This is a genomic window from Sinomonas notoginsengisoli (assembly GCF_021554725.1).
Classification (GTDB): Bacteria; Actinomycetota; Actinomycetes; order Actinomycetales; family Micrococcaceae; genus Sinomonas; species Sinomonas notoginsengisoli.
In genome coordinates this window covers 87,740-105,053 of record NZ_JAIZDP010000005.1, presented here as the reverse complement: position 1 = coordinate 105,053, position 17,314 = coordinate 87,740, and the positions used below count along the sequence as shown (strand labels likewise).

Below are 17,314 nucleotides of genomic sequence, written 5' to 3'. Positions count from 1 at the left end.
GTCACTCGACGGGGAAGCGGCCGGAGAACTCGAGTCCTCCAGCGCAGGTCCAGCCGGCAAGGCGTTCCTGGTCGCTCGGCCCGCCGAGGAGCGGACTCGTGAGGATCGGCCTGCGCACCCAGCAGCCGGCCTCCTCGGCGATGAGGGCTCCCGCGGCGAAATCGTGCTCGTTGAGGCCCCGCTCCCCATAGGCGTCGTGGGTTCCGTCAGCCACGAGGCAGAGGTCCAAGGCGGCCGATCCCAGCCTGCGCATGTCCCCGAAGCCCTCCATCAGCCCGGGCAGGGAGGCTGCCTGTTCTGCGCGCACGCCGGGATCGTAGCTGAAGCCGGTGGCCAGGAGCGCCGATCCGGCCTCGGCACGGCCCGCCGCAGGGCCATTGAGGCGCCGCGGCCACGGCTCCGACCCGCCCTCGCCTCCGAGCGAGCGGGGAACGTCGAGCCGCCAGGCCCCGCCACCGCGCACCGCCCAGTACTCCCGGCCCAGTGCGGGCGCGTTGACCACACCGGCCAGCCACACCCCCTCGGCATCGGCCACAGCGACACTCGTCGCGTAGTAGACGATGTCCCGGATGAAGTTGGTCGTGCCGTCGAGCGGATCGATCGACCATCTGAAGCCGCTCGGCTCGGTGACACGGCTCGTTCCCTGTTCTTCACCGGTGACCGTGTCATTCGGCCTCTCGGCCGCGAGCACCGCCCGGACGGCCTTCTCAGCAGCGAGATCGAACTCGGTGACCCAGTCGCTGCCCGAGCTCTTCGTCTCCGCTGCGCCGTCCACGCGGCTCAGCACGCCCGCGTCCCGCCCCGCAAGGACTGCGGCACCCGCCGCCGCCGCGCGCCGGGCGGTCTGCAGGAGGCTGGCGGCGAACTCGGCCGGCTGCGCGGTTTCGGAGTCAGGGTGGCTCATTCTGGATCCTCCTCGGCCTCGGCCTCGCCGATGCGGGCGGCGAGCTCCTCGCGGGAGGCGGCGTCAGCGCCGCCGTCGTGCGCTGGAGCAACGCGTTCCGGCTCCGCCTCGCTCCGCTCCCCCACGGCCTGCGCGCCCTCGTCACCAACCGGCGCATCCCCGACCCCCGCCGGGCCCTGCGCGAGCAGCGCGAGGAAGCCCTCCTCGTCGAGGACCCGGACACCGAGCTGCTCGGCCTTATCGAGCTTGGACCCCGCACTCTCGCCTGCCACGACGTAGTCCGTCTTCTTCGACACGCTGCCGGCCGCCTTGCCACCGCGGATGAGGATGGCTTCCTTCGCCTCGTCCCGGCTCAACCCCTCGAGGCTTCCGGTGACGACCACGGTGAGCCCCTCCAGCGTGCGGGGCGCCGAGGTGTGCTTCTCGTCCTCCATCTTCACGCCGGCTGCGGCCCAGCGATCCACGATCTCACGGTGCCAGTCCTCGGCGAACCACTCGATGAGGGCATCGGCGATGATGGGTCCCACCCCGTCCACCTCAGAGAGCTGCTCCCGCGCGTTCTCGGTCGCGAGAACCTCGCGCATCGCCCTCATCGAGCCGTACCGTGTGGCGAGCGCGCGTGAAGCGGTGGGACCGACGTGGCGGATGGACAGTGCGACGAGCACGCGCCACAGCGGCTGGCCCTTGGCCTTCTCGAGTTCGCGGAACAGCTTCTCGGTGTTCGCGGTCGGCTTGGACGGGGCCTTGGCGGTCGGCTTCGTGTAGAAGTACGGCACGAGGTCCCACTGGCCTGTGCCCTTGCCCTTGGAGCGTTTCTCGCGGCGGATCCTGACATCCCGGAGGTCTTCGGGGGTGAGCTCGAAGATCCCGGCCTCGTTCTGCAGCGGCGGTACCGTCGGTTCGGCCGGCTGGGTCAGCGCGATCGCAGCTTCCCAGCCGAGCGCCTCGATGTCGAAGGCGCCGCGCCCTGCGAGATGGAACACGCGCTCGCGCAGCTGGGACGGGCAGGAACGGGCGTTGGGGCAGCGGATGTCCACCTCGCCCTCCTTGCTCGGCGCGAGCGGCGTGCCGCACGAGGGGCACTCGGTGGGCATCACGAAGTCCCGGACAGGAGGATCCTGCTGCTCTCGCAGCGCGAGGACTGGGCCGACGATCTCGGGGATCACGTCCCCGGCCTTGCGCAGCACCACGACGTCGCCGATCTTCACGCCCTTCGCCCTGACCACGTCCTGGTTGTGGAGTGTGGCCATCTCCACGGTGGATCCGGCTACCTTGACCGGTTCCATGAGGCCGAAGGGAGTTACCCGGCCCGTGCGGCCCACGTTGACGAGGATGTCGAGGAGCTTCGTGTGGACCTCCTCGGGCGGGTACTTGAACGCGACGGCCCAGCGCGGCACGCGGGAGGTATGGCCGAGCGCGCGCTGCGTCGCGAAGTCGTCGGCCTTGACCACGATGCCGTCGATCTCATGGATGAGGCTGTGCCGCTTCTCGCCGTACTTCTCAATGAACGCCAGCACCTGCTCGTAGGAGTCGAGGACCTCGCAGTACGGGCTGGTGGGCAGTCCCCAAGCCTTGAGCAGCTCGTATGTCTCCGCCTGGCTCCTGGCTGCAAGGCCCTCGCGGGCGCCGATGCCGTGGACGAACATGCTCAGAGGACGCTTGGCCGTCTCGGCCGGGTCCTTCTGGCGCAGCGAGCCGGCGGCAGCGTTGCGCGGGTTGGCCAACGGTGCCTTGCCCGCGGCGATGAGCGCCTCGTTGAACTCGGTGAACGCCTTGGTGGGAATGTAGACCTCGCCTCGGATCTCGACTTCCTCGGGATGGCCCTCGCCCGCGAGACGGGTCGGGATGTCCTTGATGGTCAGGACGTTGTGCGTGACGTCTTCGCCGGTGCGTCCGTCACCGCGCGTGGCAGCCCGGACGAGCTCGCCCTTGCGATAAAGGAGGTTGACGGCGAGGCCATCGATCTTGAGCTCCGTGAGCCATTTCGCCGGAGGGAGCCCCATGGCCGCGACGCTCGCCTCCGCACGGCGGATCCAGGCCTCGAGCTCGTCGAGCGAGAAGACGTCCTCGAGGCTGTACATGCGTGCGAGGTGCTCGACCGGGGCGAATGCCGCCGTGGCCTCGCCGCCGACCTCCTGCGTCGGCGAGTCATTGGCTACGAGCTCGGGGTGGAGCGCCTCGAATTCCTCCAGTCGCCGGTACAGGGCGTCGTACTCCGCGTCGGAGATGAGGGGTGCGTCCTCGTTGTAGTACAGCGCGCGATGCCGGCGGACCTCGTCCGCGAGGGCGTCGTACTCTTCGCGGAGCGACTCAGACGGCACCACCGCCGCGCCGTCTGCCGCTGCTGTGCTCGTTGCCTGGGTGCTCGCTGCTTCTGGGCTCACGCTGACTATCTTGCCCCATGGCTCGGACACTTCTGCAGGTTCCCCGCAGCGTCAGAAGGCGCAGGACGGCGGCGCGCATCCGCCGTATGCCGCCCCTTGGGGATCAGCCCGCATTGTTTCGAATATATGCACTATTCCCTGTAATGCTCGCTCTCAGCATCGTATATAAGTATCATACTCATGGCATGAGCAGCGGACACGAGTTCCCGCTGCGGCTGCACGCCGACCCGACTAACCAGCGACGTCCTGCGCGTCGACCACGATCACGGTGACGTTGTCCCGGCCGCCGGCCCTGAGAGCAGCATCGATGAGGGCCTCGACAGCGTCCTGCGGATCCGCCCGGGTGGAGAGAAGGCCACGGATCTCCTCGTCCCGCAGCTCGCCCGTCAGTCCGTCAGAACAGACCAGGATGCGGTCGCCGTCCTCGACGGGCAGGAGCCACAAGTCCGCCTCGGCGTCCTCCCCCGTTCCCAGTGCACGCGTCACGACGTGTCGGCGCGGATGGAACAGCGCCTCCTCGGGGGTGATCTCCCCGGCATCGATCAGTTCGCGCACCTCGGAGTGGTCGATGCTGATCTGGGTGAGGCGGCCCTCGCTAGCGAGACGGTACGTGCGCGAGTCACCCACGTTCGCGACCAGCCAGTAGGGCATCGAGGAGATCTCCAAGAGCACTGCCCCGGAGAGCGTGGTGCCGGCGCGGGCACCGGTCGCCTCCCTGATGCGACGGTCGGCCTGCTCGATCACCTGCTGGATGTCCTGCGCCGTGGCCTGGTGCGTCCCAGGGGCCAAGCTCGCGGCATCGCGCAGCGTCTCGACGCAGAGCCCGCTCGCCACTTCCCCGGCCTCGTGCCCGCCCATGCCGTCGGCGACCATGAACACAGGATCCTGCGCGAGGAACGAGTCCTCATTGAGCTCGCGGCGGAGGCCACGGTCGGTGCCGAAGCCCACAGCCAGCCGCAAGTGCGGAACATGTTCCTGCGCGTGGCTGTCGGTCACGCGTGTCCCCTTCCGTTCGCTGGGGGGCGGCGGTGGAACGTGGAGTCCGTCAGCGCGGGCCAGAGGCCCTGAACTGTCTGCGGCCCACCGCTTTCGGGCCCAAGGGCGCCCCTGCCCGACCATACTGTCACACGCGCGGACCTGCGCCCGGCAGGCTCAGTCCGGCGCGCAGCGAGCTCAATCCAGCACGATGCCCGGCCCAGCCCCGTGCCGGAGTGCGACCGGATGAATCTCCCCAAAACCACGGACCATCTCCGGCTCCTGGGGCTCAAGCACAAACCGGTCGTCGCCACTGAGCGCCTTGGCCGTGATGTCGTCCACGAGGACCTGTCCGGGGTCCGCGATCGAGGTGAGGCGGGCCGCCAGGTTCACGGTGGGACCGTAGATGTCCCCGAGCCGGCTCAGCACGCGCCCCCACACCATGGCGACGCGGCACTCGGGAAGGATCTCGTCGTCCTCGAATTCCTTGGACAGGGCCAGTGAGATCTGCGCCCCCGCTGCGGGCGTCTCAGCGATGTACAGCACCTCGTCGCCGATCGTCTTCACGAGGCGGCCACCGCCCATCGTGATGATCTCGGAGCTCCGGTTCTCGAAGCGCTGCACGAGCTGAGCGAGAGTCTTCTCGTTCATGCGCCGGGACAGGGAGGTGTAGGAGACGAGGTCCGCGAAGCCGACGGCGCGTGCGAGCGGAAGTGGAGCGTCGTCCTCCGACCCGTCGCGGCCCTCCGCGCTCGATTCGAGACCGGCCTGAACTCGCAGCACGAGCCGCTGAACACCGGCCGTGAGCTGGCGGCGCCAGGAGTAGACGAGCATCTCCTCGAGCGGCTCGATGAGCTCGGGGATCCTGTCGAGGAGGGCGAGCCGCGCCTCGGCATCGGTCATTCCCTGGGTCGAGACCATGTCCTCGACGAGCGCCTCGACCTGCCACACGACCATGCGGTCCGTCATTTGGCCGATAGCACGCGTCACCGAGAGCGCGGCATCCTCCGTAATGACGCCTTCGCGCACAAGCGCGGGGACGACCTTGAGGTGTCTGAGGTCCGCCTGGGTGAACGCCAAGTCGTCGTCGGTGTAGTTGGGCATGCCGAGGGCCCGCCACAGTTTGCGGGCGGAATACAAGGAGAGGCCCACCCCCGCGGCCACCTCCCGCCGCTTGAGTGTCCGCTCTCCGCCGAGCAGCAGGGCCTCGAGCTCCTTCACACGCCGCGAAGGGCCCAGCCCCCGTGCGGGAACGGTGGGCTGGGAGGCCTCGACGGGAAAACCGTGAGCATCGTCGTCGTACTCGTCGTCGTCCGCGTCGGCGTCCGCGTCGGCGTCCTCGTCGAGGTAGGGGCCGAGGACCGGGGCGGTGGCAGCTGCGTCGGCCGTGGCATCAGCGTCCTCCGCGGCGCCGGCCCGCGGCTCTCCCGTCGGCTCGTCCATCAGTCCTCCCTCAGTTCCCACGGAAGCGACGCATCGCTGAAGTCTGTGATCTCATCGCCCCGATCCGCCTCCCAGTCATCGCTGGGCAGCTCCTCGATGGCGTCGAGGACGAACTCGCTGAAGCGGCGCGCCTCCGGCACGTCGGCGAGCGTCAACTGCGCCGACTGGCCCGAGGACAAGATTATCGTTCCGGACCTGAGCATCCCCTGCATGAATCCCTGACGTACGTTGACGTCTCGCACCAAGGAAAGCGGCATCTCGCGGTCCCGCCGCGTGAGGCCCCGCTCGCGCCGCAGCACCCGGCGGCTCGTGAGCACATAGCTCACAGAGCGCCACGCGACGAGCTCCCGCAGGCAGTACCCCAGGATCACCCAGACGGCCAGGGCCACCGGCACGAGCGCGAGCCACGGCCGCACACCGCTCGGCAGCCAGGTGACAGCCTGTTCGAGATGCCCTCGGGACAGCCACCCGGCCGCGAACGCGCCCAGACCACTGGCCAGGACGAGCACCGCGGCGGGAGGCACCAGCATCCTGCCATGGCGCCGCGTCGTGACGATGAGCTGCTCCCCGGGTGTGAGGATCCTACGCATAGCCGCCATCGGCCGGACGCAGGTGCACCACGTCACCCGCCGCGACCGAGTGGCGGGAGCCGTCCTCCTCGACCACGCGCAGGGCACCATGGGCATCCAGCCCGGTGGCCCGCCCCACGAGCGTCCGTCCGCCGGGGAGCTCCACCCGCACGCGCTTGCCCAAGGTGACCGTCGCGTCCTCAACCTGCCCCCACAGGCCGCGGCCGTCTGAGAGCGGCAGTTCGGGGTTGCCGTCGGCAGCGCAGAATTCGCGGTACCGGCGGCCGAACGCGAGGAGGTACGCGACGAGGACGTCCTCGCGCCTGATCTGGCGGCCGGTCGCGAGGACAACGCTCGTGGCGGTGGGAACCGGAAGCTCCTCCTCGACCTGGCCCACATTGATGCCGGTCCCGAGCACGACGGCGGGCGGAGCCCCGTGCGCACCCGGCGCCAGCTGGGCGAGGATTCCAGAGATCTTGCGGCCGTCGACGACCACGTCGTTGGGCCACTTGACACTCGCCTCGATCCCGGCGGAGACGGCAAGCGCCTCCCGGAGCGCGAGGGCAGCGAGCGGGGAGATCCACGAGTAGCTCTGGGTCCGCAGGGGCCGTGCATCGCGGCGGTGAGGGCGCAGAACGAATGAGACGGCCACTGATGCGCCGACGGGCGATTCCCAGTGCCGCTGGAGCCGGCCACGGCCAGCGGTCTGGTGGCCGGCGACGAGCACGGAGAAGTCGCCCCAGCCGTCCGGGTCCGCCCCGGCCCGGCGTACGAGCTCGGTGTTGGTCGAGTCGATATCGTCCACCACCTCGAGGCGTGACATGCCAGCCTCCTGCGCGAGGCCCGGGCCCAGGAGGGACCTGTCAAGAGGTCCGCGGGCGTGGTCCTGGACCTGGGGCTGCGCGTGATCGTCCATGAATGAATCGTACCGACGCCGGGTTCCGGCGCCGGGGGGTTTTCGGGGAAGGTGTCCGCGAATCGGCGCAGGGCACCTCGTCAGAGGAAGATGTCCGGAATGAGGCGGTCCTCGGGCGTGCCGGGGCTGTACTCGGCGAAGTCCGTCACGCCGTGCGCGGCCAGGACCTCCTCGTCGATGAAGAAGTTGCCCGTGGTGGTGCGAGGGTCGCTCGTGAGGAGCACGTGCGCGGCGTCGGCCACGATCTGCGGCGAGCGGCCCGCGGAGGCGAGCGTGTCGCCGTCGGGCATCGCGCGGATCGCCGCGGTGTCGATGAGGGTCGCGGGCCAGAGGGAGTTGACGCCGATCCCGTCCGCTCGCAGCTCCTCGGCGAGGCCGAGCGTCGTGAGGCTCATGCCGTACTTCGCCATGGTGTAGGCAAGGTGGCGGCCAGCCCACGTCGGGTCGAGGTTCAGGGGCGGGGAGAGCGTGAGGATGTGGGCGTCGGTGCCGGCCCGGGAGGAGGCGCGCAGGGCCGGGAGGGAGAGCTTGGAGAGGAGGAACGTGCCTCGGACGTTGATGTCCTGCATCAGGTCGTAGCGCTTCATGTCCACGGCCTCCGTGGTGGAGAGGTCGATCGCGGAGGCGTTGTTGACCACGACGTCGATCCCGCCGAACCGCTCAATGGTCGCCGCAACGGCGCGCGCCACATCCTCGTCCTTGCGGACGTCGCCGACGATCGGGAGCGCCTGGCCGCCAGCCGCCTCGATCTCCTCGGCCGCCGTGTAGACCGTACCGGAGAGCTTCGCGTGCGGCAGTGCAGTCTTGGCCAGGAGGGCGACGTTGGCGCCGTCCGCGGCCGCGCGCTTCGCGATCGCGAGGCCGATGCCACGGCTGCCGCCGCTCATGAGGATGGTCCGGCTGGCGAGCGTGGGGACGGCGCCCGGGGTGATGATGGCGTTCGCGGTCCCTCCCGCGTGCGATGTGATCCGCGTCATGCGGACAGTGTACGACACGATGTTACTAGTCAGTAACTTGATCGGCGGGGAGTACTGACTTCGGCCCGCCCCGCTGGAGGTTCCGACTCCGCCGAGCCCGCCGGCGCCGTCGTGCGCCCAGTCCCTTCCACAGCGACGGACATTGTAGGGTTCCTACACGCGTCTGCCGAGTCCGCCTCACTAGACTGAGGTGACGGCTTCGCCGATTGTGCGGAACCTACGAAAGCCACCGCGAGTGCGCACCGACCGACAAGCTGGAGTGAGCGTGACCCACGACCTGACCACGACCGCAGGCAAGATCGCAGACTTCCGCGACCGGCGGGCGGCCGCGCTCGCGCCGTCGGGCCGGGAGGCGATCGAGAAGCAGCACGCGCGCGGCAAAGGCACGGCACGGGAGCGCATCGATCTCCTGCTCGATGCCGGCAGCTTCGTCGAGTTCGACTCCCTGCGCGTGCACCACTCCGCGGCGTTCGGCATGGAGAAGAAGAAGCCGCTCGGCGACGGGCTCGTCTCGGGCTACGGCACGGTGGACGGGCGCCCAGTCGCCGTCTACAGCCAGGACTTCACCGTCTACGGCGGCTCGCTGAGCCAGGTCAACGGCGAGAAAATCGTCAAGGTCCAGGAGTACGCGCTGCGCAACGGCTTCCCCGTGGTGGGCATCCTGGACGGCGGCGGAGCCCGCATCCAGGAGGGCGTCGCGTCCCTGGCGATGTTCGCGGACATCTTCCGAAACAACGTCGCCGCCTCCGGGGTAGTACCCCAGATCTCCGTCATCATGGGTCCCTCGGCCGGCGGCGCGGCGTACTCCCCCGCACTCACCGACTACATCGTCATGGTCGACAAGACGAGCCACATGTTCATCACCGGGCCAGACGTCATCAAGACCGTCACAGGCGAGGAGGTGGACATGGAGACTCTCGGCGGCGCACGGCAGCACAACGCCACGACCGGCACCGCCACCTACCTCGCCTCCGATGAAGCCGACGCCATCGAGTTTGTCCGCGAGCTCCTCGACTTCCTGCCCTCGAACAACCTCGTCGAGGCACCCGTCCTCGAGTCCGACCAGGAGCTTGAGGAGACCCCGGAGGACGCGGCCCTCGACGCCCTCGTCCCCGACTCTGCGAGTCAGGGCTACGACATGCGCACCGTGATCGAGGGAATCGTCGACGAGGGCAACTTCCTCGAGATGCAGTCCCTCTACGCGCCGAACGTGATCATCGGCTACGGGCGCATGGAGGGCCACACCGTGGGGATTGTCGCGAACCAGCCGATCCAGTTCGCCGGGACGCTCGACATCGCGGCCTCCGAGAAGGCCGCCCGCTTTGTCCGTCACTGCGACGCGTTCAACATCCCGATCATCACCCTCGTGGACGTCCCCGGCTTCCTGCCCGGCAAAGAGCAGGAGTTCCAGGGCATCATCCGCCGTGGTGCCAAGCTGCTCTACGCGTACGCCGAGGCCACCGTCCCCAAGCTCACAGTGATCTGCCGCAAGGCGTACGGCGGTGCCTACATCGTCATGGGATCCAAGAAGCTCGGCGCGGACCTGAATCTCGCGTGGCCCACTGCGCAGATCGGCGTCATGGGGGCGCAGGGTGCCGTCAACATCCTGTACCGGCGCGAGCTGGCCGCCGTTGTCGCGGACGGCGGCGAGGGCGGGGACGTCGAGGCCAAACGTGCCGAGCTCATCCAACAGTACGAGGAGGAGCTCCTCAACCCGTACCAGGCCGCCGAGCTCGGGCACGTGGATGCTGTCATCGCACCCTCCGAGACCCGCGTGCAGCTGCTCCGCGGCCTGCGTGCCCTGCGCGACAAGCACGCGTCCATGCCCGCCAAGAAGCACGGGAACATCCCGCTGTGAGCACAGATCCGAAGACCGAGGCGACACACGACGGCGGGGAGGCGCCCGCCGTCGTCTGCGCGCCCTTGCTCTTCTCGGTCACGAAGGGCAATCCGACGCCGGAGGAGATCGCGGCGCTCACAGTGGCAATCGCTGCTGGCGCCGTCCCGGCCGGACCCCAGGCCACGCCGACCTCCCCGACGCGCCGGGAGCGCATCCGCCGGGCGAACCTGCGCCCGCGGCACATGATCGCGCAGCGTCGCGGCCGCGCCTGACGTCATCCACACCGCGGATCGGCGGCGTCAATCTGCAGGGGTTCTTTCAGATGTCGGTGTGGGGCGCTAGGCTCGTCAGCGTGACGCAGAACACTGACAAGACCACCGAACACCCCAAGGGACACGAAGTGAGCGCGGCCGATGCGGTCGCCAACGACTTCACCCGAAGGCTCCTCGAACTCGACCCCGCGCTTGCCACCGAGCTCGGGCACCCGGGCCACGAAACGGAGTACGGTGACAACTCCCCGGCCGGTCACGAGGCCCACGTCGCCCTGGTCCGGGAAACGCTCGCTGCCCTCGACGGCGTGAGAGGCGCCGATGAGATCGACGATGTCACGATCGATGCGATGCGCGAGCGGCTCGGCCTCGAGGTCGAACGCCACGAGAGCGGGTGGGTCGCCGCCGAGCTGAACAACATCCATTCGCCGGCCCAGCGCATCCGCGCGGTCTTCGACCTGATGCCCACCGACACCGAGGAGCAGTGGCGCCACATCGCCGGACGCGCGGCCAACGTCCCCGGCGCCCTTGAAGGCTACCTTGCTTCGCTGCGGGCGGCCGCCGACGACGGAAAGGTCGCCGCCGCACGGCAGGTGCGTGCCGTGGTCGGCCAATGCCGCAAGTACGCAGCCAGCGGCACCGGATTCTTCGCCCAGCTCGCTGCAGGCGCGGCGCTCGACGGCGGCGCGCGGCTCCCGGCGGACGTCGCCGAAGCCCTCGGGCAGGGCTGTTCCGCGGCCTCCGCAGCGTATGCCGGCCTCGCGGACTTCCTCGAGGACGAGCTCCTTCCGCAGGCGCCGGAGAAGGACGCGGTGGGCCGGGAGCGCTACGCGCTCGAGTCGCGCCGCTTCCTGGGCGCCGTGGTGGACCTCGAGGAGACGTACGCCTGGGGTGTGGCGGAGCTGGACCGCATCATCGCCGAGCAGGAGGCTGTGGCCGAGCAGATCAAGCCCGGCGCAACCATCGCCGAGGCCAAGGCGGCCCTCAACGCCGATCCGGGCCGCCAGCTCAAGGGCACGGATGCGCTCAAGGCCTGGATGCAGGGCCTTTCGAACCGGGCCGTGGCGGACCTCGCCGGAACGCACTTCGAGATCGTCGGCCCCATGCTCGAGCTCGAGTGCATGATCTCGCCCACTCAGGACGGCGGCATTTACTACACGGCCCCCTCAGACGACTTCTCCCGGCCAGGCCGCATGTGGTGGTCGGTGCCCGAGGGCGAGGACACCTTCACCACGTGGGCCGAGACGAGCACCGTTTACCACGAGGGCGTGCCGGGCCACCACCTGCAGTGCGCCACTGCCGTCTACCGCCGCGAGCTCCTCAACGACTGGCGGCGGAACATCTGCTGGGTCTCCGGCCATGGCGAGGGCTGGGCGCTCTACGCGGAACGGCTCATGGACGAGCTCGGGTACCTCGCCGACCCAGGCGACCGGATGGGCATGCTGGACGGCCAGCGGATGCGGGCGGCACGCGTCGTGTTCGACATCGGCGTCCACCTCGAGCTCGAGGTCCCCGGGCGGTGGGGCTCGGGGACGTGGACAGCCGAGAAGGGCTACGAGTTCCTCAAGAAGAACCTGGACATCTCCGAGGGCCAGCTCGACTTCGAGTTCCACCGCTACCTCGGCTGGCCAGGCCAAGCGCCGTCCTACAAGGTGGGCCAGAGGCTCTGGGAGCAGATCCGAGCGGAACTCAAGGCCCAAGCCGAGGCGGAGGGCCGCGAGTTCAGCCTCAAGGCCTTCCACACGCGCGCCCTCAATCTAGGCTCGGTGGGCCTCGACACGCTGCGTCGCGCGCTGGTGGCCTGAGGGGTGAGATATCCCATACGGAGAGGGGGAATAGCGTAATAAATGCCGCCTGAAGGCACGTTTTTCGGGGAATGTGCGGTCACCACGCCGTCATACTCGGCGTCACACTGCGAAATACAAGCATCGTATGCTATTTGTGTCCGCCCTACGGTGTACCGGTGAGCACCTCCACCAGCACCCAGAGCGCCGAGCGCCGGCTCCCCACGTGGGCCACCTCGTTCGGCCCGCAGATCATCGCTGCCCTCGTCGTCGGCCTTGCCCTCGGGCTCCTTGCGAAGTACACGGGCAGCACGAAGGCCAGCCCGAACGGCCTCGGCAGCACCCTCGCCACGATCGGCAGCAGCTACGTGAGCCTCCTGCAGACGGCGGTGGTCCCCCTCATCTTCACCGCCGTGGTGAGCTCGATCGCCAACCTGCGTCAGGTCTCCAACGCGGCCAAACTCGCCTGGAACACTCTCCTGTGGTTCGCCATCACAGCGTTCATCGCGGTCATGATCGGGATTGGCCTAGGCGTGTTCTTCCAGCCGGGTGCGAACACCGGGATTACCCAGGAGGCCAAGTACGCCGGAAAGACGGGCGACTGGTGGGCCTTCCTCACCGGCCTGTTCCCGAAGAACTTCCTCGGACTGTCCGCGAGTTCGACGGTAGCGGACGGCGGCGCCGTCACCACGAGCGTGAGCTTCAACGTCCTGCAGATCCTCGTCATCGCGATCGCCGTGGGCGTCGCCGCACTGAAGATCGGCACTAACGCGGAGCCATTCCTGACGATTAACCGCTCGGCCCTCGAGATCATCCAGAAGGTCCTCTGGTGGATCATCCGCCTGGCCCCGCTCGGTACGGTCGGCCTCATCGGCAATGCGGTCGCCGTCTACGGATGGGACACCATCGGCGCACTCGGCAAGTTCACCGTCGCGATCTATGCGGGGCTGGTCCTCGTCCTGTTCGTGGTCTACCCGATTCTGGTCAAGACCCATGGCCTGTCCATCAAGCAGTACTTCTCCGGTGTGTGGCCGGCCGTGCAGCTCGCGTTCGTCTCACGCTCCTCGATCGGCACGCTGCCGCTCACGCAGCGCGTCACCGAGCGAAACCTCGGCGTGCCGTCCGGCTACGCTTCCTTCGCCGTGCCGCTCGGCGCGACCACCAAGATGGACGGCTGCGCGGCGATCTACCCGGCTGTCGCCGCGATCTTCGTGGCCCAGTTCTTCGGCATCAACCTGGACTTCAGCCAGTACCTGCTGATCGTGCTGGTCTCGGTCCTCGGCTCCGCCGCGACGGCGGGCACCACGGGCGCCGTCGTCATGCTGACGCTGACGCTCTCCACCCTCGGCCTCCCGCTGGCCGGTGTGGGCCTGCTCCTCGCGATCGACCCCATCCTAGACATGGGCCGCACCGCGGTGAACGTGGCCGGGCAGGCGCTCGTCCCCACGATCGTGAGCAGGCGCCAGGGCATCCTCGACCTCGGCCTCTACAACGCGCCGCGCCACGGCGACCCGTTCAATGACGAGTCCCGTGAGGGGAGCGCCAGCGCTGATGGCGCCGAGAATGCGCACGACGGCGAGCTGGCTGCCGCCCGCTGAGGGCTAGCCAAACGCTCGGCTCCCCGCGTTGAGGGCCCCGCCCCCGCGTTGAGGGGTCATATCCCTGCCGTGACTGGTCAATGACTTCCCACGAGATGCCCTGTCGCGAACGAGACGCCTCCAGGCGATCTCCTCGCGGCAGGGCGTCTTTGCGCCCGTGCGAGGGAGATGACCCCTCAGCGCAGGGTGATGACCCCTCAGCGCAGGGACATGACCCCTCAAGCTCTGCACTGCGCCCGGGTGCAAACTTGCCCTTCGTGCAAAGTTGCACTTAGTGTAATGGGGTGACTACCGAAACACCCTCCCGCCGCGAGCAGAACAAGGCCGCGACGCGGGAGTCCATCATCGCCGCCGGGCTGGCCCTCGCGGCCGAGCGTGGCGTGGGCGGATTCACCGTCGAGGAACTCGCGGACGCGGCCGGCGTGTCCCGGCGCACGTTCTTCAACTACTTCGGCAGCGTGGACGAGGCCATCGCAGCACCCACGTTCGGCTTCCTCGACACCGCTCTGCGCGAGCTGGCCGACCGGCCGGTCGACGAATCCCTCCTCGACTCGGCCCTCCACGTCCTCACCGGCCTGGCGGACAATGACCTCATCGCCCCCATGGCCCAATCATTCCTCCTGGGCGTGGGCCACGATCCCGTGACCCGCTTCCAGCTCCAGGCGTTCGACGAGTGCGCCGAGAAGATTGCCACTGCCATCCGCTCCCGCGAGCCCGGACTCGGCGCCCTGTACGTCGAGGCCCTCTCCGCGAGCGTCATCGCGTGCGGGAAAGCCGCCCTCGAGGTCTGGCTCGCCGAGCGCGAAGGCGACCTCTCGCCGTCGTCCCTCGCCAGGCTCCGCGCGCTTCTCCGCGAGGCGATCACCCACCTCCGAGCCGGCTTCGACGTGCCCTGATCTGCGGGCAGCTCGCCCGAACTCCACCCGCCCCACGCGATTCCGCACTTCCGTCCCACCCCAGAGAGAGACCCATGGCTTCACTCCTCTACCGCATCGGCAGGTTCGCCTACGACCGACGGTGGCTCGTCATCGCCCTCTGGGTCGTGATCATCGCGGCCGTCGGAGGCTCGGCCGCCGCGTTCCACGGCACCACGACCAACACGTTCCAGATTCCGGGCACCGAGACCCAGCGCATGCTGGACAAACTGAAGGCAGACCTGCCGTCCTCAGCCGGCGGCAACGCGACCCTCGTCTTCGAGTCCCCCGACGCCCCGTTCGCGGAGGCGCAGAGGAAGGACCTCAGCGCCGCGCTGCAGAAGATCAAGGGACTCGAGGGCGTCCAGAGCGTCACGGACCCGTTCGCCACCCAGGCCCAGCTCGACGGCGCCACCCCGCAGATCGCCGACGGCGAGAAGCAGCTTAACGCGGCCCAGTCCCAGCTCGACGCCGGCAAGCCACAGCTCGACGCCGCAAAGGCGCAGCTAGATGCATCGAAGGCCCAGCTCGACGCCGGCCAGGCGCAGCTCGACGCGCAGAAGCGGGCCCTCGCCGCGCAGGGCCTTCCCGAGGCCGCGATCGCCCAGGCCACCGCGTCAGCCCAGGCACAGCTCGACGCGGGGCGCGCCCAGTACGAGGCCGGCAAGGCGAAGTACGACGCCGGTGCCAAGCAGGCCGCCGACGGCGCCGAGACCATCGCCCAGAAGAAGGCCGATCTGGCACTCGGCAAGCGCCAGGCTGACGCATCCGCGGGCCTGAGGTTCGTCTCCACGGACAACCGCGCCGCCATCGCGCCGATCCAGTTCACCAAGTCGACGGACAGCCTCCCGCAGTCGCTGCGCACCCAGATCCAGGACATCGCCTCGAGCGTCAACGGGGTCAAGGGGTACGCGAGCAAGGAGCTCACTCAGGACATCAACCAGATCTTCGGGCCGGCCGAGGCCATCGGCGTTGCCGTTGCGGCCCTCGTGCTCATCGTCATGCTCGGCACGTTCGTCGCTGCCGGCCTGCCCCTCGTCATGGCGCTCGTCGGTGTGGCGGCCGGAGTCGGCGGCACGTTCGCCCTCACGGGCCTGATCGAGATGAGCTCGGTGACGCCGATGCTCGGCCTCATGCTCGGCCTTGCGGTCGGCATCGACTACTCGCTGTTCATCCTCAATCGACATCGCAACCAGCTGCTAAACGGCATGGATCCGCGGGAGTCCGTCGCGCTCGCGATCGGCACGTCCGGCACCGCTGTCGTGTTCGCCGGCCTCACGGTGGTCATCGCACTGGTTGCCCTCGTGGTCCCCGGACTGCCGTTCCTCGCGGTCATGGGCGTTGCGGCCGCCGCCACGGTCGCAGTCGCGGTGCTCATCGCCGTCACGCTCCTGCCCGCCGTCCTGAGACTCGTCGGGAGGCGCATCGTCTCGAAGCGCCGCTGGGCCAAGGCCGACCGGGAGAACGTGAAGCCCGGACACGAGGCCGAGGCGGCCCGCGCGGACCTCGACAAGTCCAACCACGGCTGGGGAGCGTGGGTCACGGGGCACCCGTGGATCGCCGTCGTCGCCTCGGTGCTCCTGCTCGGCGCGCTCACCATCCCTGCGGCGCAGCTGCACCTCGCACTCCCGGACGGCGGCGCCGACCCCGTGGACTCGACCTCGTACAAGGCCTATGACGCCACCGGCAGGTACTTCGGTGCAGGCATGACCGGACCCATCGTCGTGGTCGGCGAACTCCCCGCGGGCCTCGACGATACCGCGGCCAAGGTCAAGCAGCTCGACGTCGTGGACCAGCTCCGCTCCGTGCCGGGCGTGGTGGCCGCCGTCCCGCTGGCGCTGAGCCCGGACCACCGCACGGCCGTGTTCCGCGTGGTCCCCACGGAGGGTCCCGCAAGCGCGAGCACCGTCCAGGTGGTCCACGACCTGCGGGCCGAGGGCCCGGCGATCCAGTCCCAGACCGGCGTCTCGATCGGGTTGACCGGCCAGACCGCTGCGAATGTGGACGTGACCTCGAAGATCGCGGACGCTCTGCCGGTCTACCTAGCGATCGTGGTGGGGCTCTCGTTCCTCCTCCTGCTGCTCGTGTTCCGGTCACTGCTCGTGCCGGTGCTCGCCACGGCCGGTTTCCTGCTCTCGCTCGGTGCGGCGTTCGGCTCGGTGGTGGCCGTGTACCAGTTGGGCTGGCTCGGCCCGGTCTTCGACGTCACGCACCCCGGCCCAATCCTGAGCTTCATGCCGATCCTGCTCATCGGCATCCTGTTCGGACTCGCCATGGACTACCAGGTCTTCATCACCTCGGGCATCCGCGAGTCCTTCGCGCACGGCCAGGAGGCACACCTGGCCGTCCGGACCGGCTTCCACCACGCCGCCAAGGTCATCACAGCCGCGGCGATCATCATGGTGAGCGTGTTCGCGGGCTTCATCTTCAGCCACCTCACGATGGTCCGGCCGCTTGGGTTCGGGCTCGCGCTCGGCGTGCTGCTGGACGCGTTCATGGTCCGCATGACGCTCGTGCCCGCCGTCATGCGACTGTTCGGCAAAGCGGCCTGGTGGCTCCCGCGCTGGCTTGACCGGCTCCTGCCTGACCTCGACATCGAGGGCGCCAAGCTGGAGCGCACGACGGCGGCCGCCCGCCCCCGCGCGGAGGAGGAACGGGAGCCGGTGGGCAGCTAGCAAGGCGCCCGTTGAGGCGGCGCGGCCCCGGGTCTATCCTGAGGGCAGCTGGTGGGGACACGGCGC

13 protein-coding genes are annotated in these 17,314 nt (G+C 69.1%); 6 read left to right on the top strand and 7 right to left on the bottom strand.

Annotated features, from left to right (window positions below; translation table 11 throughout):
• Position 1 precedes the first annotated feature (1 nt).
• From LF262_RS10420 to LF262_RS10390, 7 genes are all read right to left on the bottom strand, one after another.
• Positions 2-904 carry an inositol monophosphatase family protein gene (locus tag LF262_RS10420; protein ID WP_235780267.1) on the bottom strand — a complete coding sequence of 301 codons (903 nt, stop codon included), beginning with the start codon at positions 902-904 and terminating at the stop codon, positions 2-4.
• The gene (ligA, locus tag LF262_RS10415; RefSeq protein WP_235780440.1) at positions 901-3,228 is read right to left on the bottom strand and encodes an NAD-dependent DNA ligase LigA; all 2,328 of its coding nucleotides are present in this window, start codon (positions 3,226-3,228) and stop codon (positions 901-903) included. Before ligA ends, LF262_RS10420 begins: the two co-directional genes overlap by 4 nt.
• Positions 3,229-3,519: 291 nt before the next feature.
• The gene (locus LF262_RS10410) at positions 3,520-4,284 is read right to left on the bottom strand and encodes a PP2C family protein-serine/threonine phosphatase (RefSeq protein ID WP_235780262.1); all 765 of its coding nucleotides are present in this window, start codon (positions 4,282-4,284) and stop codon (positions 3,520-3,522) included.
• Between the two features lie 177 nt (positions 4,285-4,461).
• Positions 4,462-5,706: an adenylate/guanylate cyclase domain-containing protein gene (locus LF262_RS10405; protein WP_235780260.1), complete on the bottom strand. Its 1,245-nt coding sequence runs from the start codon at positions 5,704-5,706 to the stop codon at positions 4,462-4,464.
• A complete protein-coding gene (locus LF262_RS10400) occupies positions 5,706-6,296 on the bottom strand; it encodes a PH domain-containing protein (protein WP_235780258.1) in 591 nt (196 codons plus the stop codon). Before LF262_RS10400 ends, LF262_RS10405 begins: the two co-directional genes overlap by 1 nt.
• Positions 6,289-7,191 carry a biotin--[acetyl-CoA-carboxylase] ligase gene (locus tag LF262_RS10395; protein ID WP_235780256.1) on the bottom strand — a complete coding sequence of 301 codons (903 nt, stop codon included), beginning with the start codon at positions 7,189-7,191 and terminating at the stop codon, positions 6,289-6,291. Before LF262_RS10395 ends, LF262_RS10400 begins: the two co-directional genes overlap by 8 nt.
• 80 nt (positions 7,192-7,271) lie before the next feature.
• Complete coding sequence (locus LF262_RS10390) at positions 7,272-8,168, bottom strand: SDR family oxidoreductase (protein WP_268933769.1); 897 nt, start codon at positions 8,166-8,168, stop codon at positions 7,272-7,274.
• 265 nt (positions 8,169-8,433) lie between these two features.
• Here LF262_RS10390 and LF262_RS10385 point away from each other — a divergent pair, with 265 nt between their 5' ends.
• The 6 genes from LF262_RS10385 (at position 8,434) to LF262_RS10360 (ending at position 17,248) form a co-directional block, all read left to right on the top strand.
• Positions 8,434-10,026: an acyl-CoA carboxylase subunit beta gene (locus tag LF262_RS10385; protein WP_235780255.1), complete on the top strand. Its 1,593-nt coding sequence runs from the start codon at positions 8,434-8,436 to the stop codon at positions 10,024-10,026.
• Entirely contained in the window at positions 10,023-10,280 is a 258-nt protein-coding gene (locus tag LF262_RS10380) for an acyl-CoA carboxylase subunit epsilon (RefSeq protein WP_235780253.1), read from the top strand. The genes LF262_RS10385 and LF262_RS10380 overlap by 4 nt, the downstream gene beginning before the upstream one ends.
• A 50-nt stretch (positions 10,281-10,330) precedes the next feature.
• Entirely contained in the window at positions 10,331-12,082 is a 1,752-nt protein-coding gene (locus tag LF262_RS10375) for a DUF885 domain-containing protein (protein ID WP_372462764.1), read from the top strand.
• Between the two features lie 158 nt (positions 12,083-12,240).
• A complete protein-coding gene (locus LF262_RS10370) occupies positions 12,241-13,659 on the top strand; it encodes a dicarboxylate/amino acid:cation symporter (RefSeq protein ID WP_235780251.1) in 1,419 nt (472 codons plus the stop codon).
• 284 nt (positions 13,660-13,943) lie between these two features.
• Positions 13,944-14,555: a TetR/AcrR family transcriptional regulator gene (locus LF262_RS10365; protein ID WP_235780250.1), complete on the top strand. Its 612-nt coding sequence runs from the start codon at positions 13,944-13,946 to the stop codon at positions 14,553-14,555.
• Positions 14,556-14,629: 74 nt separating this feature from the next.
• Entirely contained in the window at positions 14,630-17,248 is a 2,619-nt protein-coding gene (locus LF262_RS10360) for an MMPL family transporter (protein ID WP_235780249.1), read from the top strand.
• Positions 17,249-17,314 lie beyond the last annotated feature (66 nt).

Excerpts from the sequence above, each read along its gene's own strand:
- LF262_RS10405 (WP_235780260.1), bottom strand. The coding sequence starts at position 5,706 with ATGGACGAGCCGACGGGAGAGCCGCGGGCCGGCGCCGCGGAGGACGCT.
- LF262_RS10400 (WP_235780258.1), bottom strand. The coding sequence starts at position 6,296 with ATGCGTAGGATCCTCACACCCGGGGAGCAGCTCATCGTCACGACGCGG.
- LF262_RS10395 (WP_235780256.1), bottom strand. The coding sequence starts at position 7,191 with ATGGACGATCACGCGCAGCCCCAGGTCCAGGACCACGCCCGCGGACCT.
- LF262_RS10360 (WP_235780249.1), top strand. The coding sequence starts at position 14,630 with ATGGCTTCACTCCTCTACCGCATCGGCAGGTTCGCCTACGACCGACGG.
- LF262_RS10390 (WP_268933769.1), bottom strand. The coding sequence starts at position 8,168 with ATGACGCGGATCACATCGCACGCGGGAGGGACCGCGAACGCCATCATC.
- LF262_RS10375 (WP_372462764.1), top strand. The coding sequence starts at position 10,331 with ATGTCGGTGTGGGGCGCTAGGCTCGTCAGCGTGACGCAGAACACTGAC.
- LF262_RS10420 (WP_235780267.1), bottom strand. The coding sequence starts at position 904 with ATGAGCCACCCTGACTCCGAAACCGCGCAGCCGGCCGAGTTCGCCGCC.